A 22,505-nucleotide genomic window follows, 5' to 3' on the forward strand; every position below is an offset into this window, starting at 1 on the left:
GGCTCAGCGCGGTAGCCCGGCTCCGCCCGGTAGTCCGGCTCAGCGCGGTAGCCCGGCTCCGCCCGGTAGTCCGGCTCAGCGCGGTAGCCCGGCTCCGCCCGGTAGTCCGGCTCAGCGCGGTAGCCCGGCTCGGCCCGGTAGTCCGGCTCGACGCGATAGGCCGGCTCGGCCCGGTACGCGGGCTCGGCCCGGTACGCCGGTTCCGACCGGTACGCCGGCTCGGCCCCGTAGCCGGGATCCGACCGGTACGCCGGCTCGGCCCGGTAGGCGGGGTCGACGCGGTAGGTCCCCTCGGCCCGGTAGGCGGGGTCCGCGCCGTACGACAACTCGGCCGGATGCCCGACGGCGGGTGCCCGCCCGGCGTACCCGTTCGGGGCCGCGCGTCGTGGCAGCGGGTCCGGCGGCGTCTCGTCGGCCCGCCGCTCCGGCTCGGTCTGCTCCGCGCCGCGACCGCCCAGCCGGGCGCGGTCCAACAACGCGCGCCACCGCGGCGCTGGTTCGGCCGGCCGGCCCCAGCCGGTCTCACTGCCCTCCACGGCCCGCCCTCCCAGCGCCATCGATCTCCGTCTGACAGGCTACGAAGCAAACCCTATTCGGACCACACCTCAGAACGCACACCAGCCGACGCAGATCACGACGAGGTGGGCGTCGGCGGGTCGACGGCGGTGGTGTCCGGCGAGGTGGTGACGCCCGGCGGCGCTGTCTCGGTGGCTTCCGCCGACGCCGGCGTGGGTAACGGGGTCGTCACGACCGGTGCGGGTTCCGACGATTCGCCCATCGACGCCGAGGGCGCCGGTGGGTCCGGTGCCGGCTCGGACCGCCCCGGCGGAGTCGGCTCGGCGCTCGGGCCGGTGTCGGCCGGCGGGCGTACCACGTCCCGCTGCTCGGGCAGGGGCGGCAGGAAGACAGTGCGGTCCAACCGGTACACCTCGGGGGCGGGGTCGACCGCCCGCACGTCCGGGCGGGCCGCCATGACCCGCAACACCACGGGTGCCGCGCGGACCACCGCCGCGTAGACGCAGGCGCAGCCGGTGCGGTACGCGGCCGCCTCGGCGGTCGCCACCTCGGCGCCGCTGGCGTAACGGGCCCGCAGCTCTTGCTGGTCCACACCCTCGCCGTCGACCGCGGCGGCCCGGGCCCGGTAGTCGGCGGCTTCGGTGTCCTTGCGGGCCGCCACCTGGTCCATCCCGGCGACCACGTCGTCCGGCAGCCGCAGCGCGGGAATCCTGACGATCTCGGTCTGTCGCCCGGGCAGCGGGACCCGCCCGAAGACCGCCGAGACCGGCACGTCGCCGAGCACCGTCGCCAGGCGCTGCGGCGGCAGGTACGCGACGAGCGTGACAAGCGCGTAGGTCCCGTCCTCGGCGGCCGCTGTCGACTCGGACAGCGCGGCCAGGTCGGCGGCGGCGGAACGCAGGTATCCGGGCACGGAGTCGCCGTCGGAGACGCCGACCCGGGTCACCTCGCCCACCGTCCGGTCGCCGACCGGAGTCTCGTCGGCGGCCCAGAGCGCGGTCCCCAGCACCGCCGCCGCGGACAACGCGGCCGCCCAGGTGAGCACCCCGGACCGCGCCGACCGGTCACCCAGCCGAGCCACGGCCCGGGTCAGCGGCGGCAGCAACCGCTGGTCCAGCTGCCGCAGCAGGTTGCCGGCGCGCACGGGCGGGATCCCCTCGTCGGATCGGTGTCGGGCGGTCGCCGCTCAGTCACGCAGGATCTGGAGCGCGCGGTCCAGATCGTCAGGGTAGTCGCTGACGAACCGGACCTCGTCCCCCGTTCGGGGGTGCAGGAAGCTCAGTTCGCGGGCGTGCAGCCACTGTCGGGCCAGGCCGAGACGGGCCGAGAGGGTGGGATCGGCACCGTAGGTCAGGTCACCCACGCACGGGTGCCGCATGGTGGAGAAGTGCACCCGGATCTGGTGGGTCCGGCCGGTCTCCAGTCGGACGTCGACCAGGCTGGCCGCCGGGAACGCCTCCAGCGTGTCGTAGTGGGTGATGCTCGGCTTGCCGCCGGAGACCACCGCCCAGCGGTAGTCGTGGGTGGGGTGCCTGTCGATCGGCGCGTCGACGGTGCCGCGCAGCGGGTCCAGGTGACCCTGCACCACCGCGTGGTAGCCCTTGTCCACCTCGCGGTACTTGAAGGCCCGCTTCAACGCCGTGTACGCCTGCTCGCTCTTGGCCACCACCATGATCCCGGTGGTGCCCACGTCGAGTCGGTGCACCACGCCCTGCCGTTCGGCGGCGCCACTGGTGGAGATGCGGTGCCCGATCGCGGCGAGCGCGCCGATCACCGTCGGGCCGGTCCATCCGGGGCTGGGATGTGCGGCGACACCCACCGGCTTGTCCACCACCACGATGTCGTCGTCGGCGTAGACCACCCGCAGGCCGGGCACCGCCTGCGGCACCACGGTCGGGGGTGCGACAGGGGCGGGCAGCGTCACCTCCAGCCAGGAGCCGGCCTTGACCTTGTGCGAGTTGGCCCGGGAGGTGCCGTCGACAAGCGCGTCCCCGGCGTCGACAAGGGCCGCGGCGGCGGTGCGGGAGAGCCCGAACAGTCGGGACACCGCCTGGTCCAGGCGCATCCCGTCGAGGCCGTCCGGGACGGGGAGGGAACGGTGGTCGCCGCCAGCGGCGAACGCGGAGGTCATGCCCGCTCCCGCTGGTCGGCGCCCGGCACGGCGTCCGTCTCTGTCGGGTCGCCGTCGCGGCCGGCCCGCCCGCCGTCACGCTGACGGCCGGTCAGCTCCAGCAGCACGGCCAGCAGCACACCGCAGACCAGCGAGCTGTCGGCCAGGTTGAACACCGGCCAGACCTGGCCGTACGGGTCGAACAGGCTGATCATGTCGACCACGTGGCCGTGGAAGGGCGCGGGGGCCCGGAAGATCCGGTCGACGAGGTTGCCCAGCGCGCCGCCCAACACCAGGCCGAGGCAGATCGCCCAGGGCAGTGAGCGCAGCCGCAGGGCCATCCAGACGATCCAGCCGACCACACCGATGGTGATCAGCGGAAAGACCCAGGTGTGGTCGGCGCCGATGCTCCAGGCGGCACCACTGTTGCGGGTCAGACTCAGGTAGACGGCCCCGCCGAGCAGCCGGACCGGTTCCCGGTCGGTCAACGCGGCAAGCGCGAGGTGCTTGGTGACCAGGTCGGCCAGCAGGGCCACCAGTGCGACTCCGGCGAGGATCGCGACGGCCCGGGAACGGCGTGTGCCGCCGCCCGGGTCGGTGCTGCCGGGTTCGGCGGACGGTGCTGCGGTCATGCGCTCCCCATCGAGGTGTCTCGGCGGTGATCGCTCACCGTCTCATCGCCGCCGGGGAACGGACCTCAGCGCCGCTCCTCCAGCTGCTTGCACGTCACACACTGGGTGGCCGACGGGAAGGCGGCGAGGCGCTCGACCGGGATCGGGTTGCCGCACCGCTCGCACCAGCCGTAACCACCCTCGTCGAGACGCTCCAGAGCGCGCTCGACCTGTGTGGTTCGTTCCAGGATGCTGTTGGCGAGAGAGATCTCCTGCTCCCGCTCGAGCGTCTTGGTGCCCGTGTCGGCCTGGTCGTCCCCGGCCGAGTCGGTCAGCCGATCGCGCTGCAGCTCGGTGATCTCGCTCAGCGTCTGATCGTACTCGGCGCGAAGCTCGTCCCGTCGCGCCGCCAGCGCCGCCCGGATCTTCTCGGTCTCCGCCGTGCTGCGGGTGGCCTTCGCCACCGGCTTGCGCCCGGCGGTCCTGGTGTCGGCTGGCTTCGCCATGGGTCGCTCCCTCGGCCGGGGAGCCGCGTGTCCGCGGCGCCTGGTCAGGGGGCGCCAACCACGGCGTCCCCTAGAATTGGACGAAAAGGGGCACACGGCAGCGTTGGCCGCGCACTCCGGAGGTTGGCAAGAATACGGAACGTACAGGCGTCCGACAACGTGCCGCACCGTCGCACCGCTCAACTACCCCTAGCCCTGCCTAACTAGGGCAAAGGGAACGCTAGCAGGTCAACCGACCGCCTCATCCCCGTACTCGCCAAACCATCGGGCCAGGCGACCCCGCCGGCTGACCGCCCGCAGCCGCCGTTCGGCGGCGTCGCGCACCCCTGCGGTCGCCACGATCAGCAGACTGTCGCCGGTCTTCAACCGGGTGCCCGGCGTGGGCACGAAGCCCACCCCGTCGCGCAGCACCAGGGTGACCGACGCGCCCAGCGGGAGTCGCAACTCGTCGACGTGCACGCCCGCCAACCGCGAGCCCGGCGGCACCTCCAACTGCAGCAGGTCCGCCCGCATCCGCTCCAGTGGCGCGGTCTCCAGGTGGATCTCGGTGGCCTCGGCCGGCGCGGTCACCCGCAGCCGGCGGGCGAACGGCCCGAGTGTGCCGGTCTGCACCAGCGTGAAGATCACCACCAGCACGAAGACCACGTCGAAGAGACGTTCCGCCCCGGGCACCCGCTCGGAGAGCGGAATGGTGGCCAGCACGATCGGCACCGCCCCGCGCAGCCCCGCCCAGGACAGGAACGCCTGTTCGCGGAGGCCGACCCGGAACGGCAGCGCCGAGACGGCCACCGACAGCGGGCGGGCCAGCAGCACCAGGGCCAGCCCCGCGACCACCGCCGGCAGCACCGCCGCGTCCAGCCGGCCCGGCGAGACCAGCAGACCGAGCAACACGAACAACCCGATCTGGGCGAGCCACGCCAGCCCGTCGGCGAAGCCCAGGATCGCCTGCCGGTGGGACAACCGGGCGTTGCCCAGCAGCACCCCGGCCACGTAGACGGCGAGGAACCCGGAGGCGTGCAACACCGCCCCCGCGGCGTACGCCAGGACGGTGATGCCCACCGCGGCGATCGGATAGAGCCCGGCCGAGGGCAGCGCGGCCCGGCGCAGCGCCCACGTGCCGGCGACGCCCGCACCAACCCCGACCGCCGCGCCGACACCCAACTCGTAACAGACCAGCCCGACCTCGTACCACCACGGGTGCGACAGGCCCTGGTGCGACAGCAGCACCACCAGCAGCACGACCGGGGCGTCGTTCATGCCCGACTCGGCCTCGAGCGTCGCCACCAGCCGGGGCGGCAGCCGCAGCCGGCGCAGGGTGGCGAAGACGGCCGCCGCGTCGGTGGACGAGAGCACCGCGCCGTAGAGCAGCGCCAACCGCCAGTCCAGCCCCAGCAACAGGTGCACGGCGATGCCGACCACCACGATGCTCACGACCACGCCGAGTGTGGAGAGCGCGGACGCCAGCCCGAGCACCGGACGCAACGTGGTCCACCGGGCGGTCAGACCACCCTCCGCGATGATCACGATCAGCGCGCAGAAGCCGAGGGTACGGGTCAACTCGACGTCGTCGAAGCGGATGCCCAGCCCGCTCTCGCCGATCGCCACGCCCAGCGCCAGGTAGACCAACAGGCTGGGCACACCCAGCCGGGTGGAGAGGCGTACCGCGCCGACGGCCACCAGCAGCACGGCCGCACCCAGCAGCAGCGCGACATCAAACCCGGGCGTCACGGCTGCCCGGCCTGGACGTTCCTCACTCGACGGATCCGTCGCGCAGTCGGCGCAGCACCTCGGGAAGCTCGGGGCTGGGCCGGTCGACGAGGAAGAGCTTGTCCCGACTGGCCGCGCCGAGGCGCAGGGTGACCGCGGACCGCCGGACACCCAGGGCAGCCGCCAGGGCCCGGCGGGCCGCCTCGGTCGCCCGACCGTCGACGGCCGGATCGTGCACCGCGATCACGAGGGCGGGACCGTGCGGACCGTCGAAGCGGCCACCCACCCGGTCGGCGGAGGCGGCGGGCTTCACCCGTACCGCCACGGTGAGCGTGTCCTGTGCGGGCACCGGCACCGCTTCAGGTCGGCCGGACGTCGGCGAGCAGGGCGGTGGCCGGCGCGCAGGAGGCGCACGGGGTGAAGCCGAGCTCGGCGGCCTCGGCGACCGGCAGCGTCTCGGGCACCAAGCCCACCAGATGCGGGCAGTTGGCGAGGTGGTAGCGGGGGTGGCCGTCCACCACCTGGACGGCGTCGGACAGTCGCGCCACCCGGGCCGCCTCGGCGGGGGTGACCAACTGCTCGGCCGGCTCGTCGGTGGCCGGGGCGCCGTCGCCCAGCTCGTCGTCGGTCGGCGTCGCCACCGACGACGCCGGGCTGACCGGCCCGGCCGCAGGGGACGCGTCGTCGACCGGCGGCGCGGGTGGTTGCCGCCACCCGGTGCCGTCGGTCGCCGCCGTCGTGGGCACGTGCTGGACCGGCACTTCCGGCTCGACCAGCGGCGGCCCGTACGCGACACCCGGGGTGGCCTGGCTGGCCGTGCGGGGCGCGTCGGGGTGCCGCCGGCCGGGATCCGCCGTGGCGCGGTTGGCGGCTGCCTGGCGGGCGCCCACCACCAACGCCACGGCGGCCAGCAGACTGGCCGCGATAGAGATGATCAACATAAAGCTGGAGCCACCGGCCAGACCGAGCACCAGGAGCACCACCGCGACGAGGATGAGCAGGAGACTTGCCACTATCACGGCTCACCCCCGCCGCGTCGTACCGTCCAGACAGGGCCGGCGACCGTCACCATTGGCGGTAGGCGATCGCCGGCCGGCGCTCAGCGTCCGGCTTCGAGGGCGCCGGAACGCCCGCCGCCGCCGTACGAACCGGCGAGACCCGCAGCGGCCAGCCCGTTGCCGCCGGCGACCCGGCCTGCCTCGGAGCGGGTCATCTCGGCCTCCAGGCCCTGGCCACGACCGTCGAGGTCGCGCAGCTGGCTCTCCAGGTACGCCTTGAGCCGCGTGCGGTACTCACGCTCGAACTGCTTGAGCTCCTCGATGTGCTTTTGCAGGGCCGTGCGCTTGGCGTCCAGGCCGCCCATGGCCTCCTGGTGCCGCTGGCGGGCGTCCCGCTCCAGGGCGTCGGCCTTCGCGCGAGCCTCGCGGGTCACCTCCTCGGCCTTGCCGCGGGCCTCGGACAGCAGCTGGTCGGCCTCGCGGCGCGCGTCGGACACGTGGTCGTCGGCGGTGCGCTGGGCCATCATCAGCACGCGCAGGGCCTGCTGCTCACCGTCACCGGTGACGCCGCCGGCCGGGCCGCCGGTCGCGCGGACCTGCTCCAGCTCGGCCTGCATCGCGCGGGCGGCCTGCTCGGCCGCCGACTTGTCGCGCTGCACGCGGTCCAGTTGGGCCTTGACGTCGTTGAGCTCCGCCGCCAGTCGGGCGTCGCCGCCGGGGCCGGCGGGGGCGCCGCCACGGCCGCCGCGCTCCACCTGGGCGCGCAGCTCGTTGTTTTCCTCGATGAGACGGGCGAGCTCGCGCTCGACCTCGTCCAGGAAGGCGTCGACCTCCTCCTCGTCATACCCCCGCTTGCCGATCGGCGGCTTTTTGAAGGCGACGTTGTGGACGTCGGCCGGGGTCAGCGGCATCGAAACTCCTCGGGTCAGTTGCGGCCGCGAAAGCGCGTCGGTCATCAGGCAGATGCCGTGATCGACGGCCCTAACACGAACTCCATCAGCACGAACAGGATAACCAGGAGCACAAGGGAGGCCAGGTCGATGCTCACGGTACCAATTCGCAGCGGAGGGATCACACGCCTCAACGCGTTGAGAGGGGGATCAGTGACGCTCCACACGGATTCCAATCCTGCCGATGCGCCACGCCCCGGTTGCCAGCGACGGCCGTACTGCAGGACGGCGCTCAACACGAACCGGGACAGAAGAAGAAGCAGGAAGACATAAAGGATCAGATACAGCACTTGCAGTAAGATCGACAACACGGTCAGCGACGTCCCTCGGGTCGGGCGGGGGTCAACTCAAACTGAAAAAGCCGCCCTCAGCGATCTTGGCCTTGTCCTCAGCGGTGACCTGGACGTTAGCCGGTGAGAGCAGGAACACCCGATTGGTCACGCGCTCGATCGTACCGCGCAGGCCGAACGCCAGACCGGCCGCGAAGTCAACCAGACGGCGGGCGTCGGCCTCATCCATCTCGGTGAGATTGATGATCACCGGGACGCCGTCGCGGAAGTGCTCGCCGATCGTGCGCGCCTCCCGGTAGGTGGTCGGGTGCAGCGTGGTGATCTGGTAGCGCTGCTCCTCCTCGGGAAGGGCGCGTTCCCGCGGCGCGACCTGCGGCGCGAGGGCCAGGTTGTCGCGGGTGTGGTACGACAGCGCGCCGGAGGTCTCGCCCGCCGACGACCGGGTGATCGACCGTACGCTGGACCGCTCGACCCGCTCCGCACGCTCGCCGTCACCACGCTCGGACTCGCTCAACCGCCCGCTCGTCCGCTCGGAGAGTCGACCCCGCTCAGTGGCGCGCGGCCGGGGAGCCGGTGGCTCCTCGGTGTCGTCCTCGTCCTCGTCGGCGAACTCCTCGGCGTACCGGCTCTGCCGGTACCGCGAGTCGCGGTAGCCACCCTTGTCGTAACCACCGTCGTCGTAGGCCCGCTCGTCGTCTTCTTCGACCAGACCGAGCCAGACCCCCGCCTTGCGCAGTGCACCCATCCCGCGCCCTTCCGTCCGCCGTGCGGCACGCGCCCCCGTGCCATGTCGCCCGTCGCGAGTGGACAACCATGCCCATCGGACCGGAACCGCAATCCCCCCAGCACGCGATTCGCGTCGCGTGCCCGACCCCGACCAGGAGCCCCGCTCTCCTGAAAACAACACTGATGTAATTTGCATGTCTCGCGGTCAGGCTACCGCAGCGTGGGACGCATTCCGAGCAACGCGCTACCGACGCGTACATGTGTCGCGCCGTATCGGATCGCGACGTCGAAATCCCCGCTCATCCCCGCGGACAGCCCGGTGGCTCCCGGATGGACCGTCCGAAAGGCGGCGGCCACCTCGGCGAGTCGGGCGAAGGCGCGCTCCGGCTCCCATCCGAGCGGAGCCACCGCCATCAGACCGACCAGACGCAGACCCGGCGCGTCGGCGACCGCCTCGGCCACCGGCTCCAGCCCGGCGCCCGGATCGGCCGAGCCGGGCAGCGCACCGCCCCGGGCCGCGTCGCCGTCGATGCTCACCTGGACCATGGCGTCCAGTGGCACCTCCCGGTCGACTGTCGCGGCCGCCAACGCCCGGGCCAGCCGGACGCTGTCCACCGACTGCACCGCGTCGGCGTAGCGGACCACCGAGCGGGCCTTGTTGCGCTGCAACTGGCCGATGAAGTGCCAGCGGGGACGTACCCCGGCGGCGGCCACCTCGGCGGCCTTACCGGCCGCCTCCTGGTCGCGGTTTTCCCCCACGTCGGTCACCCCGAGCCCGGCCAGCGCCACCACGTCGCTGGCCGGGTAGGTCTTCGTCACGGCGATCATCGTGACCTCGGCGCGGTCCCGACCGGCCTGCGCGCAGGCGTCGGCGATGCGGGACCGGATCTGGGCCAGTCCGGCCGCCAGTTCGGCGTGCCGGTCCGGTCGTAGCGTGGCTGAGCTGTCGGTCATCGGCGGTGCTCAGGACCCGTTCTTGAGGAAGTCGGGGACGTCCACGTCGTCGAAGAGCACGCGGCGCGGCGACTGGGCCGGCGCCGGGTTGCTGACCGGCGGCGGCACCGGGGTGCTCTGCGGGGCCGGCTGGTTGGTGTTGGTCTTGCGGGTCGGCTCGGCAGCCTTGTACGCCGGAGTGCCACCGTCGAAGCCGGCCGCGATGACGGTCACCCGCACCTCGTCGCCGAGCGCGTCGTCGATGACCGCCCCGAAGATGATGTTGGCGTCCGGGTGAGCCGCGTCGGTGACCAGTTGGGCGGCGTCGTTGATCTCGAACAGGCCCAGGTCGGAGCCGCCGGCGATGGAGAGCAGCACGCCCCGCGCGCCGTCCATGCTCTGCTCCAGCAGCGGGCTGGAGATGGCCGCCTCGGCCGCCTCGACCGCGCGGTTCTCCCCGCGGGCACTGCCGATGCCCATCAACGCGCTGCCGGCGCCGCTCATCACGCTCTTGACGTCGGCGAAGTCCAGGTTGATCAGACCCGGGGTGGTGATCAGGTCGGTGATGCCCTGCACACCGGAGAGCAGCACCTGGTCCGCCGTGCGGAACGCGTCCATCATGCTGATGTTGCGGTCGCCCAGGGCCAGCAGCCGGTCGTTCGGGATCACGATCAGCGTGTCGCACTGGTTGCGCAGCTCGTCTATTCCCGTCTCGGCCTGCACCTGGCGGCGCTTGCCCTCGAAGGAGAACGGCCGGGTCACCACGCCGATGGTCAGCGCGCCGAGCTTGCGGGCGATGTTGGCGACCACCGGCGCACCGCCGGTGCCGGTGCCGCCACCCTCACCGCAGGTCACGAAGACCATGTCGGCGCCCTTGAGCACCTCCTCGATCTCGTCGCGGTGGTCCTCGGCGGCGTTCTTGCCGACGTCCGGGTTGGCCCCGGCCCCCAGGCCACGGGTCAGCTCCCGGCCGACGTCGAGCTTGACGTCGGCGTCACTCATCAGCAGCGCCTGGGCATCTGTGTTGATCGCGATGAACTCGACGCCCTTGAGCCCAACCTCGATCATCCGGTTGACGGCGTTGACGCCGCCTCCGCCGATGCCGACGACCTTGATGACCGCCAGGTAGTTGTGCGGAGGTGTCATCTCCGGTCCTTTCCTTCGAGATTGGCTTCGGCCGACCGGGTACGGCGTGGCCAGACCAGCGGCCGACGACAGCTGTCACCAGCGAGAGTCAGGGGTGAACCCTCACCCTCTACTAGAGGCTTACAGTTATGTCAACCACTGAACCTCTTCGGGGCAACGTAAGCGCCACCGCGCGATGAGCCAAGGACCCGCCCGGCGTGTCGCCGGGCCGAGAGCGACGGCTCACCCTCCACGCCGCTCTCCGGTCAGCGGAAGGTCACCACGTCCGGCGCGCTCACGTCGATCCGCGCGGCGTCCTCGCCCAACAGGGCGGTGGCCACCCGGGCCTTGTCCGTACCCCGCGTCGCGTCCCCCCAGACCACCGTCCGATTCCCCTTCAACCGCAGGCTGATCCGAGCCAACCCCTCCACCCGGACGTCCACCAACTCGGCACGCAGCCGCGGGGTCAGCGCGGTGAGGACCTCCAGCGCGGCCCGGGTGCCCGGGTCGTCGGCGGCCGGCCGGATCACCGTCACCTGCGGCAGCTCGGCGGGGCGTCGGTCCACCGTCCGGAACGCCACCCCGCTGCTGTCGATCAGGGCGAACGCCTCCCCCTGCGGCACCGCGGCCACCGGGGTCCGCTCGGTCACCCGCACCACGAGCGCGTCGGGCCAGTCCCGGGAGACAGTGGCCCGCTCCACCGCCGGCAGCGTGCCCACCCGGCGGGCGGCGGCAGCCAGATCCACCCGGGCCAGCGGCACGCCGTCCGGCACCGCGACCGCGTCGTGCACCTGCACCGGGGTGACCAGGTCGGCACCCTCCACACGCACCTCCCGGACCCCGAACAGCCCGGTGCCGAGCACCGTCCAGGCGACGAGCCCGGCCAGCGCGAGCGCCCCGGCGCCCACCGCCCACGGCAGTGCCGCACGCATGCGACGCTGCCGCGCACGAGCCATGAACCGACGGGTCGAGGGCGGTACCGCGTCGCGGCCCGCCCGGACCAGCTGCCACCGCCGCGCCGGGCCACGGCGCGGGGCGCCACCGTCGGCGGCGCGGGTCCGCCCTCGGGCCGGGCCGGGACTCATCCGGCCAGGGGCGCCGCGCCGCCGGGTGCGGCGGTGCCACCGAGAGCCGCTCCGTCGCCGCCGGCCGTGGCCCCTCCCGGCACCGGATCGCCGATCGCCGGGGACGTGGCCACCGGATCGACTGTCGCGGTCGGTGCGGGACCGGCCGCACGGTCACCCAGGGCGGCCAGCAGCTCGTCGCCCATCAGCGAGATCGGCGGGGCGCCCATGGTGACCACCACGTCCCCCGAGCGGGCCCGGCGGGCCACCTCGACGGGTGCCTGCTCCCACGACTCGACGAAGACCTTGCGGTCGGCGGGCAACCCCACCGCCGCGATCAGCGCCGCCGAGCCCTCGCCGGGCTGGCGCAACTCGCCCGGCCCGAAGACCTCCAGCAGCACCACCTCGTCGGCGAGGGCCAGCGCATCGGCGATCTCGGCCTGGTTGTCGCGGGTGCGGTACAGCCGGTACGGCTGGAAGACGACGATCAGCCGGCCGTCCCCGGCGACCTCGCGCAGCGTCTGCATGGCGAGGGTCATCGAGGTCGGGTGGTAGGCGTACTCGTCGTAGACCAACACGCCGTCCGCGACGCCCTTGCGCTCGAAGCGCCGTCGCACGCCGGGGAAGACCGCCAGCGCGGCCTCCGCCGCCTCCAGGGGCAGTTTCAGCAGGTACGCGGTCAGCACCGCGGCGGCGCTGTTCAGCCCCATGTGCCGCCCCGGCACCGGCAACCGGAACTCGCCGAGCGACCGCCCGTCGATCGCGGCCAGGTAGCGCACCCCGCGCGCGGAGGAGACGACGTCGGTCAACCGCAGGTCGGCGTCGGCGGCCTCGCCGTAGGTGAACACCCGCCGCCCCTCGGCGCGCAGGCTCTCGGCCAGCCGTCGACCGCCCGGGTCGTCGGCGCAGGTGATGATGAACCCGTCCGGGTCGGTGAGGCGCGCGAACTCCACGAACGCCGCCTCCAGCGTCGCGTAGTCGCCGTAGGTGTTCAGGTGGTCGGCCTCGACGTTGGTGATGATCGAGACGTACGGGCGGTAGATGAGGAACGAGCGGTCGCTCTCGTCCGCCTCGACCACGAAGTGTTCGCCGGTGCCGTGGTGGGCGCCCGAGCCGACCTCGGAGATCTCCCCGCCGATCACGAAGGACGGGTCCACACCGGCCTGCTGGAGCACCATCGTCACCATCGAGGTGGTGGTGGTCTTGCCGTGCGTGCCGGCGACCGCCACCGCGCGGCGGCCGGTCATCGCCGCGGCCAGGGCCTCCGAGCGGTGCAGCACCCGCAGGCCGCGCCGACGTGCCTCGACCAGCTCCAGGTGGTCCTGTGGGATCGCCGACGAGTAGACGACGGTGTCCACGCCGTCGAGGTTCGTCGCCTCGTGGCTGAGGTGGATGGTGCCGCCGAGCGCCCGCAGGCCCGCCAGCGAGGGCCACTCCCGCAGGTCGCTGCCGGAAACCCGGATGCCGCGGGTGAGCAGCAGTCGGGCCACGCCGAGCATGCCCACCCCACCCACGCCGATCAGGTGGACGGCGCCCAGGTCCTCGGCGGTGAGCGTGCCGGCCGGGGTGAACTGCGCGGTCATCGGGCCACCGCCGCGATGACGAAGGAGCGCAGCGCCTCGTCGCCGTCGCGCCGCCCGTACGCCGCCGCCGCGGCGCCCATCGCGTACAACCGCTGTGGGTCGCGGATGAGGGGGATGACCGTGCGCTCCAGCCAGTCCGGTGTGAGTTCCGCGTCGTCGACGAGCAGCCCACCGCCGGCCTCCACCACGGGCAGCGCGTTGCGCCGCTGCTCCTGGTTGCTGTGCGGGTACGGCACGTAGATCGTGGGCTGCCCGATCGCGGCCACCTCGGCGACGGTCATCGCCCCACCCCGGGCCAGCATCAGGTCGGCGGCGGCGTAGCCCAGCTCCATCTCGGACAGGTAGGGCAACGTCACGTACGGCACCGGCAGGTCGGTGGGGATCGGCACCGGCTCGTTGCGCGCGCCCATCACGTGCAGCACCTGCACGCCGTTGCGGGCCAACTCCTTGGCCGCCCCGGAGACCGCCAGGTTGATCGAGCGGGCGCCCGACGACCCGCCGGAGACGAAGAGCACCGGCAGGTCGGGGCGGAGCCCGAAGTGGGCGCGGGCGGCGTTGCGCAGCGCGTACCGGTCCAGCCCCGCGATGCTGCGGCGCAGCGGCACCCCGACGATCGTGGCGTCGCGCAGCGACTCGGCCTGGCTCGGCTGGTGCGGGAAGCCGACGGCGATGTTCTTGGTGAACTTCATGCCCAGCCGGTTGGCCACGCCCGGCGGCACGTTCACCTCGTGGATCACCATGGGCAGCTCCCGGCGCCAGGCGGCGAGGTAGGCCGGCACCGAGACGTACCCGCCGAAGCCGACGACGACGTCGGCCTTCACCTCGTCGATCACCTTGCCCGCGGCGCGCGCCGCGGTCCACATCCGGCCCGGGGTACGCACCAGGTTCATGTTGACCGACCGGGGCAGCTGGTACGCGGGGATCTGCCGCAGGTCGTAGCCCTGCGGCGGAATCAGGTCGTTCTCCATGCCCTTGGGTGTGCCGAGGCAGGTGATCCGGACGCCCGGGTCGTGTCGGCGCAGGCAGTCGGCGAAGGCGAGCAGCGGGTAGATGTGCCCCCCGGTGCCACCTCCCGCGAGCACCACCGAACGCAGCGGACCCATCAGCGTCTCCTCTCGCTCGCCGTACCCCCGCGGCTGCGGTCCTGGCGGACCCCGCGCGGCGCGGCCTGGTCGTCGTGGCGCCGCTCGCGGGACCGGGGCACGGACCCTCGGCCAGCCGGCGGCGGCGTCGCCGGTCGGCGGCGCCGGCCGGGAAGCGGCGGCAACGGGGCCCAGAGTAGTCGGACCCACCGGGCCGGCGGACGGGCATGCAGTGCTCTGGCCGCATCGGGTTCGGCACGGGCGAAGGACGCCAGCATGCCGATCGCGGCCAACGTCACGACCAGGGCACTTCCGCCGTCGGAGATGAACGGCAGCGGCAGGCCGGTGATCGGCAGCAGCCCGACCACCCCACCGATGTTGATCACGGCCTGGCTGACCAGCCAGGTGGTCACGGCGGCGGCGGCGAGCCGGCGGAACGGATCGTCGACCCGTCGGGCGATCCGCAACCCGGTGTACGCGAGGACGGCGAACAGGCTGAGGATGACGACACACCCGATCACGCCCAACTCCTCGGCGATGATCGCGAAGATGAAGTCGTTGTGCGCCTCGGGCAGCCAGTCCCACTTCAGGCTGCCCTTGCCCAGCCCGACACCGAACCAGCCGCCGTGCTCGATGGCCAGCCGCCCCTGGTAGAACTGGAGGCAGTCGTTGAGTTTGCAGGTTTCCGGGTCCGGCGGGTTGAAGAACATGTCCAGCCGGGCGAGCCGGTAGTTGTCCGCGCCGCGCTCGCCGGAGCCGGCGCCCAGTGAGGCCACCGCGACGAGCAGGCCGACGCCGAGCAGACCGACCACCGTCAGGGCGCCGAAGACCCGCATCCGCACGCCGGCGGCCCAGAGCAGGCCGACCACCAGGGCCAGCAGGCAGAGCATGGTGCCCGTGTCGTTGTAGCCGACCAGCACGAAGAGCAGACCCAGCACCGGAAAGAGCGGGGTGGCCAACTCCCGCCACCAGCCCAGCGCGGCGCCCTTGCGGGCGATGACATGCGAGCCCCACAGCACCAGCGCGAACTTGGCCAGCTCGGAGGGCTGCACCTGGATCCCGCCGACGAACAGCCAGTTCAGCCGGGCCTCGACCGGCCCGAACACGACCGAATTCTGCCGGGTGAGCCGGCCGTAGGCCACCAGCAGGTTGAGCACCAGCAGCAGCGCGATCGAGGTGAACAGCAGCGGCCGGCCCAGCGACCGGTAGGTGCTGGCGGGCAGGCGCTGGCAGGCCCAGAACGCCCCGATGCCCAGCACCGCGAAGATGGCCTGCTTGGTCACCGACGCCGAGGCGTTGCCGTCCTCGGCGAAGTCCTTCACGCTGGTCGCCGAGAAGACCATTGTCAGCCCGATCAGCAGCAGCAGGCCGGCGCTGGACAACAGCAGGTAGTAGGAGGCCAGCGGCCGGTCCAGCAGGCCGCGCAGCGCGGCGAGCCCGCCGGCCGCGTCCAGCCCGCGCAGCGACGCCGGCGATGAAACAGTGCTCTCCGTCTCGCGCACGACCGCGCTCTTGTCGCCCACGGCCGTGCCGGGCTCCGGCCCGCGAGAACCGCTCGCCACCGCGGTACGCGCCGCGCTCGGTGACCGACGCGGCCGGCCCGTCCTGTCCTCGGTGCCTGGTTCCTCCCCCACCCGCACATCATCACCGCTCGGCGCGCCCGACCGGACCACAACCACGTACCGGGCGTGTCGGGCATCCGCCTCATGCCCTTTGGTCACTTCGGGCAGCCGGTCGACGCCGTTGCGTCAGGGCGGGGCGCTGGTGGCATGTCGGACCGCGACGTCAGACGGAGGCAGCACCTTGACCCGCCTCCTTTGCTCTGCACCCGCCGAAGCGACACCCGGGGCTCCAAGTGGCGCATGGGCGGGTGCAGAGCAAAGGAGGGCCCGAGCATCCTCGCGCCGGGCGGGCGCACAGTGCTCGGGCGCACAGTGCTCGCGGCCCTCCCGCACGGGGCGCGGTCAGGTCATGTTGGCGAGGAACTCGCTGTAGAACAGGCCCAGGGCGATGGCCACCCCGATGCCGGCGATGATCCAGAAGCGCACCACGATGTTGACCTCACTCCAGCCGGCCAGCTCGAAGTGGTGCTGGAGGGGCGACATCCGGAACACCCGTTTACCTGTGGTCTTGAAGGAGATGATCTGGATCACCACGGACATCGTGATGATCACGAAGAGCCCACCGATGATCGGCAGCAGCAGGATGGTGCGCGTCGACATCGCCATGCCGGCGATCAGACCGCCCAGCCCCAACGCCCCGGTGTCGCCCATGAAGATCCGCGCCGGCGACGTGTTCCACCAGAGGAAGCCCACACAGGCCCCGGCGGCGGCCCCGGCGATCAGTGCGATCTCCAACGGGTCGCGGACCTCGTAGCAGTACGGCTGCGTGTAGTTCGGGTCGGCGCACCAGTGCCGGTACTGCCAGAACGCGATGAGCGCGTACGAGGCGAGCACCATCACCGACGCCCCGGTGGCCAGACCGTCCAGACCGTCGGTGAGGTTCACGCCGTTCGTCGCGGCCATCACCACGAAGATGAAGATGATCACCGCGCCGACCTTGCTGACCTCCAGGGCGTCGATGTCCCGGATGAAGCTCAGCGTCGTGCTGCCCACCGTCTCGGTGTTGGTCGCCACGCCCGACCCGTTGGTCATCGTGCTCGGGAACCACAGCGCGATCACCCCGAAGACCGCGCCGACCAGGATCTGACCGAGCAGCTTGCCGCGCTTGTTCAGACCGGCGCTGTTGCGCTTGCGCACCTTGAGGAAGTCGTCGAGGAAACCCACAGCGCCGGAGAAGACCATCAGCCCCAGCAGCACCAGCGCGGTGATGGTCGGCTCCACCTGGGCGATCTGCTGGTCCGGCAGGGTGGTCAGGGCGAGGTGCCCGGCCACGTACGCGATCACCGTGGCCAGGATGAAGACCACGCCACCCATCGTGGGCGTGCCCTTCTTGCCCTGGTGCATGGCCGGGCCGTCGGAGCGGATCGGCTGACCGGCCTTGAGCCGGGTGAACACCTTGATCGCGATGGGGGTGCAGAACAGCGAGACGATGAAGGCCACCCCGATGGCGACGATGACCGCCCTCATCGGGTCGGCTCCCCGCCGGTGCCGGCGCGCAGGGCGTCGGCCACCTCCCAGGTCCGGTACCGGGAGCCCTTGACCAGGACGACGTCACCCGGTCGTAGTTCGCCCCGCAGCACCTCGACGGCCGCCGCCTGATCGGTGAGCAGCACCGACTCTCCTCCCCAGTTCGCTACCGCTGTCGCGCCTTCGTGGATCGGCGCGGCCGGCTCGCCCACCACGAGCAGCCGGTCGACGCCCAGCTCGGCCGCGAGTCGGCCGACCTCGGCGTGGCCGTCGTACTCGAACGGACCCAGCTCGGCCATGTAACCAAGCACCGCGACGGTACGCCGTCCCTGGCCGATGCTGGCCAGCGCCCGCACCGCCACCGCCATCGAGGCCGGGTTGGCGTTGTACGAGTCGTCGATGACTGTCACCCCGTCGGGGCGGTCGAAGACGTCCATCCGGCGGGTCGAGACCAGACCCAACTCGCCGAGGGCCGGCGCCAACTCGGCCAGCGGCATGCCCAACTCCCGGGCCACCGCCGCCGCGGCGAGGGTGTTGCCGACCTGGTGCCGCCCGGTCACCCCGAGCCGCACCGGCGCGCGCCCCTCCGGGGTGACAAGGGTGTACGACGCGCGCCCCCGCTCGTCGAGCGTGACGTCCTCGGCGCGCACGTCGGCGTCCGGCGCCTCGCCGTAGCGGACCACCCGGGCCCGCGTCCGGCCCGCCATCGCGTCCACCCGCGGGTCGTCGGCGTTCAGCACGGCCAGCCCGTCCGGTGGCAGCGCCTCGACCAGCTCACCCTTGGCCTGCGCGATGGCCTCCTGCGAGCCGAACTCGCCGATGTGCGACGTGCCGACGTTGAGCACCACGGAGATCCGGGGCGGCACCAGCTCACACAGGTAACGGACGTGCCCGATCCCGCGCGCGCCCTTCTCCATCACCAGGTAGCGGGTGTCCGGCCCGGCCCGCAACGCGGTGTACGGGTGCCCGAGCTCGTTGTTGAACGACCCGGGCGGCGCAACAGTGGCCCCGAGCCGGGTGGTGAGCTGACCGATCAGGTCCTTCGTGGTGGTCTTGCCCGACGAGCCGGTCACGCCGACCACTGTCAACCCGGGCAGCCGGTCCACCGCGGCGCGAGCCAGCCGGCCCATCGCGGTCAGGGCGTCGTCGACAAGCACCATCGGCACCCCGGGCACCTCGCGGCTGCCGAGCACCGCCACCGCCCCGGCCCGGACCGCCGTGGCCGCGTAGTCGTGCCCGTCGACCTTCTCCCCCGGGAAGGCCACGAAGAGCGAACCGGGCCCCACCTTGCGCGAGTCGAACTCCACCGAACCGGTGACGGTGGCGGTCGGGTCGGCGCCCACCAGCCGCCCGTCGACCGCCTCGGCCACCTCGGCCAGGCTCAGCGCGATCACCGCTGACCCGCCAGGTCCCCGAAGCGGGCCCGCAGCGCATCGGCCAGCTCCGTGTTGTCGTCGAACGGAAGCACCTCGCCCGCCACCTCTTGGCCTCGTTCGTGCCCCTTGCCGAGCAGCGCTATCACGTCGCCCGGTTCGGCCAACCGCACCGCCTCGTCGATCGCGGCACGCCGGCCGGACACCTCGATGATCCGGGCGGCAGTGCCGGCCCGGTACGCCCCGGCGAGCACCTCGGCGCGGATCTCCGCCGGGTCCTCGGTACGGGGGTTGTCGTCGGTCACCAGCACCACGTCGGCTCCCTCCGCGGCGGCGGCACCCATCACCGGCCGCTTGCCCCGGTCCCGGTCGCCGCCGGCGCCGATCACGCAGATCAACCGGCCGACGCTCAGCTCACGGAGCGCGGCCAGCGCTGCCACTATCGCGTCCGACTTGTGCGCGTAGTCGACCACCCCGCGCACCGGCCCGACACTGTCGACAAGCTCCAACCGGCCGGGCACGCCACCACAGGCCGCCACGCCGGTCGCCGCGGTCGCCGGGTCCACCCCGGCGCCCACCAGGGCGGCGATGGCCAACAGCGCGTTTGCCACGTTGTGCCGGCCGGGCAGCGCCACGCCGGCGGACAGGACCACGCCGTCCGGGCCGTGGGCGGTGAACCGCTGGGCGTACCCCTCGCCACCCACCCCGTCGGCCCACCAGGTCGCGCCCTGGTCACCGGCCGCCGAGTAGGTGACGGTGGCCGGCTTGTGCAGCGGCAGCAACGCCGGGTCGTCGTGGTTGAGCACCTCGACCGCGCACCGCCCGTCGAAGAGCTGGGCCTTCGCGGCGAAGTAGTCGTCGCTGTCGGCGTGGAAGTCCAGGTGGTCGGAGCCGAAGTTGGTGTAGCCGCCCACGGCGAACCGGACACCACCCACCCGGCCCATCGCCAGCGCGTGGCTGGAGACCTCCATGACCACCGCGGTGACCCCGCGCTCCCGGGCGGTGGCCAGCATGGCGTGCAGGTCGGTCGCCTCGGGAGTGGTGCGCACGCTGTCGATCACCAGGTCACCGAGCCGGGTCTCCACGGTGCCGATCAGCCCGGTGGTGTGCCCGGCGGCCCGCAGCCCCGACTCGACCAGGTACGCGGTGGAGGTCTTTCCGGCGGTGCCGGTCACGCCGATCACGGTGAGCGCGGCGGTCGGGTCGCCGTAGACCGCCGAGGCCAGCTCGCCGAGCACCGCGCGGGGATCGGGCACCACCAGGGCGGGCAGACCGCTCGCCGCCGCCAGCTCGGCGCCGGCCGGGTCGGTCAACAGGGCCACCGCCCCAGCCTCGGCGGCGCCGGCGGCGAACTCCGCGCCGTGCCGGCGCGCACCGGGCAGCGCCGCGTACAGGTCGCCGGGGCGGACCTCCTGGCTGGCGTGGGTGGCCCCGGTGACTGTCACCGCCGCGGCGTCCGCCGGGAGGTCGACGGCGAGCCGGACGGCGAGATCACCGAGCCGGACTCCGGTCACGGTACGTGGACGTGGATTGCCAGGCACGGCGTCAGACCCTACCCGGTCGTCCGGTTCCGGCCGTACAGCCGCCCCGGTGGTTCGTCGGCACCCACCGATGATGTCCCGCCGCCGCTGCTCAGCGCGGATAGACCACGAACTTGGGTGCCGAACCACCGGTGGACGGCGGCACCCGATAGTGACGCAGGGTGAACTGCATCATGTCGCGAAACGCCGGATTGGCGATCGCCGCGCCCCCACCGTCGGGCGCGTACACGAAGACCGCGATCACGTACCGGGGGTTGTCGGCGGGAGCCATGCCGATGAAGGAGGACACCTCGCCGCGCTGCTTCTTGCCGTTCACCAACCGCCAGCCGGTGCCGGTCTTGCCGGCCACCCGGTAGCCGGGGACCGCGGCGGTGGTCCCGGTGGCGTCCTCGACCGTGGTGACCGCCTCCAGCATGGTGCGCAGGGCCGCCGCGTTCTGCGGGCTGAGCACCGACCGGGTCACCGGCGCCGGCGCGGGGGTGCGCTTGCCGTTCGGGCCGATCACCTCCTTGACCAGGTGCGGCTGCACGTAGGTGCCGTTGTTGGCGATGGCGGCGTACGCGGCGGTCATCTGTAGCGGGGTGGCGTCGACGCTGTGCCCGATCGGCACCGACCCGTACGACGACCCGCTCCACTCCTCGGCCGGCAGCAGCCGCCCGGTGGCCTCCCCCGGCATGCCCTCGCCGGTGGGCCGACCCAGCCCGAACCGCTTCTGGTAGTCGATCAGACGGTCCCGGCCGAGTTTGTCGGCGACGGTGATGGCGCCGACGTTCGACGAGTAGGCGAGCATCCCCGGGATGCTCATCCGCTTGCCGCCGGCCGGGTGCGTGTCGGAGAACCAGGTGTCGCCCATCTTGATGCTGTTGGCGATGGGCAGTGTGGTGTCCGGCGTGATCACCCCCTCCTGGAGGGCCGCGCCGTAGGTGATCGCCTTGTGGATCGAGCCGGGATCGACGATGAAGCTGGTCGCCGCGTCCTCCCGCTCGACCGGGTCGCTGTCCGCCGGCTTCGCCGCGCTGTAGGTGGGATCGCTGGCCTGGGCCAGCACCGCGCCGGAGGGGATTTCCATGATCACGGCCGCGCCGGTGCCACCGCGCTGCTTGGCCATGCCCTCGCTGAGGATCTGCTGCGTCCGGAACTGCAGGTCGCCGTCGATGGTGAGGCCCAGTGAGCTGCCCGGCTTGGCGGGAGTGGTCTGGCTGAAGCCACCCGGGATCGGCGCGCCGAGGTCACCGAGGCCGGCCTCGTATCGCCGCTGGCCGTCCTGCCCGGCGAGCACGTCGTTGTAGCGGGCCTCCAGCCCCTCCAGCCCCACCATGTCCTGGCTGGTGAAGCCGATCAGGTTGGCGGCCAGGTCACCACCGGGCACCTCGCGGCGCTCGTCGCGGTGCACCCCGATGCCGCGCAGTTCCAGCGCCTGCACCCGCTTCGCGGTCGGGATCTCCACCCCCCGGGCCAGGTAGGCGAATTTGGAGAGGTTGCCGTTCTCCAGCTTGCGCGGCTTCATCAGCGTGACGAGCTTCGACGCCGGGATGCCGAGCAGCGGGGAGAGCGCCTTCGCGGTGGCCGCCGGGTCCTTCACCTCGGTCGGGTCGGCGAACACGTACCGTGCCTCGACGCTGCGGGCCAGCGGGGCGCCGGTGGTGTCGTAGATCGCACCCCGCGGCGCCGGCAGTTCGACCTTGATGGTGCGGTCGGCGACGCCGCCGCCGGCGTACGCCGGGGCGTCGACCGCCTGAAGGAAGATCAGCCGGATCCCGATGGTCACGAACAACGTCAGGGCCAGCGCGGTGCCCAGCCGCAGCCGCAGCCGCGAGTCGGCAAGCTTCGGCGGGCGTGGTGGCTTGCGCGACGGCCGCCGGGCCGCCGGGCGGTCGGCGCGGCGTGGCGCGCGCGGCGTGGTCCGTCGGCGCGGCGGCGGCTCGTCGACACCCGGACCACGCGGGGTACGCGGCGCGACGGTGCGCACCACCCCGCCGCGTCCGGCGGCCGGGGCGTCGCGCCGGCCGGCCCGGGCGGCGGCCCGGCCACCGTCGAGCACCTGCAACGCCGGCCGGAACGGGTCGCCGGAGCGGGTGCTGCGCGGGGTACGCCGTTGCTCGGCGCCCACACCGCGCGGTGGTGTGCCGCGTTCGTCGCGGACGGTGCGGCCCCGCGGTGTGTACGCGCGGGCCCCGGAGATGCCCCCGATGCCCGGCTCACCGGTGCGCGGCTCGGAGTCGGCGGGGGTGGCGTCACGCGAAGAACCGCGCCGGGTCCCCGTGGGGTCCCGGCGCGGCTCGTCCGACCGTCGTGGCACGG

Annotated in this window: 20 protein-coding genes and 1 pseudogene; all 21 read right to left on the minus strand. The window is 72.8% G+C overall.

All coding sequences use genetic code 11. The annotated features are described in order from the left end of the window. Positions 1-557: pseudogene (locus AB0A95_RS15055) on the minus strand (ATPase); the annotation flags it as partial. Between the two features lie 74 nt (positions 558-631). After that, the gene (locus AB0A95_RS15060) at positions 632-1,660 is read right to left on the minus strand and encodes a hypothetical protein (protein WP_357556309.1); all 1,029 of its coding nucleotides are present in this window, start codon (positions 1,658-1,660) and stop codon (positions 632-634) included. Between the two features lie 42 nt (positions 1,661-1,702). After that, complete coding sequence (locus AB0A95_RS15065) at positions 1,703-2,647, minus strand: RluA family pseudouridine synthase (protein WP_357408483.1); 945 nt, start codon at positions 2,645-2,647, stop codon at positions 1,703-1,705. Next, positions 2,644-3,258: a signal peptidase II gene (lspA, locus tag AB0A95_RS15070; RefSeq protein ID WP_357556310.1), complete on the minus strand. Its 615-nt coding sequence runs from the start codon at positions 3,256-3,258 to the stop codon at positions 2,644-2,646. The genes AB0A95_RS15065 and lspA overlap by 4 nt, the downstream gene beginning before the upstream one ends. A gap of 65 nt (positions 3,259-3,323) precedes the next feature. Continuing rightward, positions 3,324-3,743, minus strand: coding sequence for a TraR/DksA C4-type zinc finger protein (locus AB0A95_RS15075; RefSeq protein WP_357069561.1), 420 nt, complete (start codon positions 3,741-3,743; stop codon positions 3,324-3,326). A gap of 228 nt (positions 3,744-3,971) precedes the next feature. Further along, entirely contained in the window at positions 3,972-5,471 is a 1,500-nt protein-coding gene (locus AB0A95_RS15080) for a potassium/proton antiporter (RefSeq protein WP_357556311.1), read from the minus strand. A 22-nt stretch (positions 5,472-5,493) separates the two neighbouring features. Then, positions 5,494-5,799, minus strand: a complete 306-nt coding sequence (locus AB0A95_RS15085; RefSeq protein WP_357556312.1) for a DUF167 domain-containing protein — start codon at positions 5,797-5,799, stop codon at positions 5,494-5,496. Between the two features lie 10 nt (positions 5,800-5,809). Then, positions 5,810-6,469, minus strand: coding sequence for a hypothetical protein (locus AB0A95_RS15090; RefSeq protein WP_357556313.1), 660 nt, complete (start codon positions 6,467-6,469; stop codon positions 5,810-5,812). Positions 6,470-6,549: 80 nt separating this feature from the next. Continuing rightward, entirely contained in the window at positions 6,550-7,359 is an 810-nt protein-coding gene (locus AB0A95_RS15095; protein WP_124820047.1) for a DivIVA domain-containing protein, read from the minus strand. A gap of 44 nt (positions 7,360-7,403) precedes the next feature. Next, the gene (locus tag AB0A95_RS15100) at positions 7,404-7,709 is read right to left on the minus strand and encodes a YggT family protein (protein WP_124778504.1); all 306 of its coding nucleotides are present in this window, start codon (positions 7,707-7,709) and stop codon (positions 7,404-7,406) included. Between the two features lie 31 nt (positions 7,710-7,740). Further along, the gene (locus tag AB0A95_RS15105; RefSeq protein WP_357556314.1) at positions 7,741-8,433 is read right to left on the minus strand and encodes a cell division protein SepF; all 693 of its coding nucleotides are present in this window, start codon (positions 8,431-8,433) and stop codon (positions 7,741-7,743) included. A 191-nt stretch (positions 8,434-8,624) separates the two neighbouring features. After that, positions 8,625-9,368 (minus strand): YggS family pyridoxal phosphate-dependent enzyme, encoded by a 744-nt coding sequence (locus tag AB0A95_RS15110; protein WP_357556315.1) that lies wholly within the window; start codon positions 9,366-9,368, stop codon positions 8,625-8,627. A gap of 9 nt (positions 9,369-9,377) precedes the next feature. Continuing rightward, entirely contained in the window at positions 9,378-10,493 is a 1,116-nt protein-coding gene (ftsZ, locus tag AB0A95_RS15115; protein WP_357556316.1) for a cell division protein FtsZ, read from the minus strand. A 245-nt stretch (positions 10,494-10,738) separates the two neighbouring features. After that, positions 10,739-11,557 (minus strand): FtsQ-type POTRA domain-containing protein, encoded by an 819-nt coding sequence (locus AB0A95_RS15120; protein WP_357556317.1) that lies wholly within the window; start codon positions 11,555-11,557, stop codon positions 10,739-10,741. Next, on the minus strand, positions 11,554-13,119 hold the full coding sequence (gene murC, locus AB0A95_RS15125) for a UDP-N-acetylmuramate--L-alanine ligase (RefSeq protein WP_357556318.1): 1,566 nt from the start codon (positions 13,117-13,119) through the stop codon (positions 11,554-11,556). Before murC ends, AB0A95_RS15120 begins: the two co-directional genes overlap by 4 nt. Further along, the gene (gene murG / locus AB0A95_RS15130; protein WP_357556319.1) at positions 13,116-14,222 is read right to left on the minus strand and encodes an undecaprenyldiphospho-muramoylpentapeptide beta-N-acetylglucosaminyltransferase; all 1,107 of its coding nucleotides are present in this window, start codon (positions 14,220-14,222) and stop codon (positions 13,116-13,118) included. The genes murC and murG overlap by 4 nt, the downstream gene beginning before the upstream one ends. Then, the gene (locus AB0A95_RS15135) at positions 14,222-15,664 is read right to left on the minus strand and encodes a putative peptidoglycan glycosyltransferase FtsW (protein WP_357556337.1); all 1,443 of its coding nucleotides are present in this window, start codon (positions 15,662-15,664) and stop codon (positions 14,222-14,224) included. The genes murG and AB0A95_RS15135 overlap by 1 nt, the downstream gene beginning before the upstream one ends. 501 nt (positions 15,665-16,165) lie before the next feature. Next, positions 16,166-17,290 carry a phospho-N-acetylmuramoyl-pentapeptide-transferase gene (gene mraY / locus AB0A95_RS15140; RefSeq protein ID WP_357069539.1) on the minus strand — a complete coding sequence of 375 codons (1,125 nt, stop codon included), beginning with the start codon at positions 17,288-17,290 and terminating at the stop codon, positions 16,166-16,168. Next, the gene (murF, locus tag AB0A95_RS15145; RefSeq protein ID WP_357556320.1) at positions 17,287-18,684 is read right to left on the minus strand and encodes a UDP-N-acetylmuramoyl-tripeptide--D-alanyl-D-alanine ligase; all 1,398 of its coding nucleotides are present in this window, start codon (positions 18,682-18,684) and stop codon (positions 17,287-17,289) included. The genes mraY and murF overlap by 4 nt, the downstream gene beginning before the upstream one ends. Beyond that, positions 18,681-20,204, minus strand: a complete 1,524-nt coding sequence (locus tag AB0A95_RS15150; RefSeq protein ID WP_357556321.1) for a UDP-N-acetylmuramoyl-L-alanyl-D-glutamate--2,6-diaminopimelate ligase — start codon at positions 20,202-20,204, stop codon at positions 18,681-18,683. Before AB0A95_RS15150 ends, murF begins: the two co-directional genes overlap by 4 nt. 91 nt (positions 20,205-20,295) lie before the next feature. Further along, entirely contained in the window at positions 20,296-22,503 is a 2,208-nt protein-coding gene (locus AB0A95_RS15155; protein WP_357556322.1) for a penicillin-binding protein 2, read from the minus strand. Positions 22,504-22,505 lie beyond the last annotated feature (2 nt).

Origin of the sequence: Micromonospora sp. NPDC049230 (assembly GCF_040647875.1) — a bacterium.
GTDB lineage: Bacteria > Actinomycetota > Actinomycetes > Mycobacteriales > Micromonosporaceae > Micromonospora.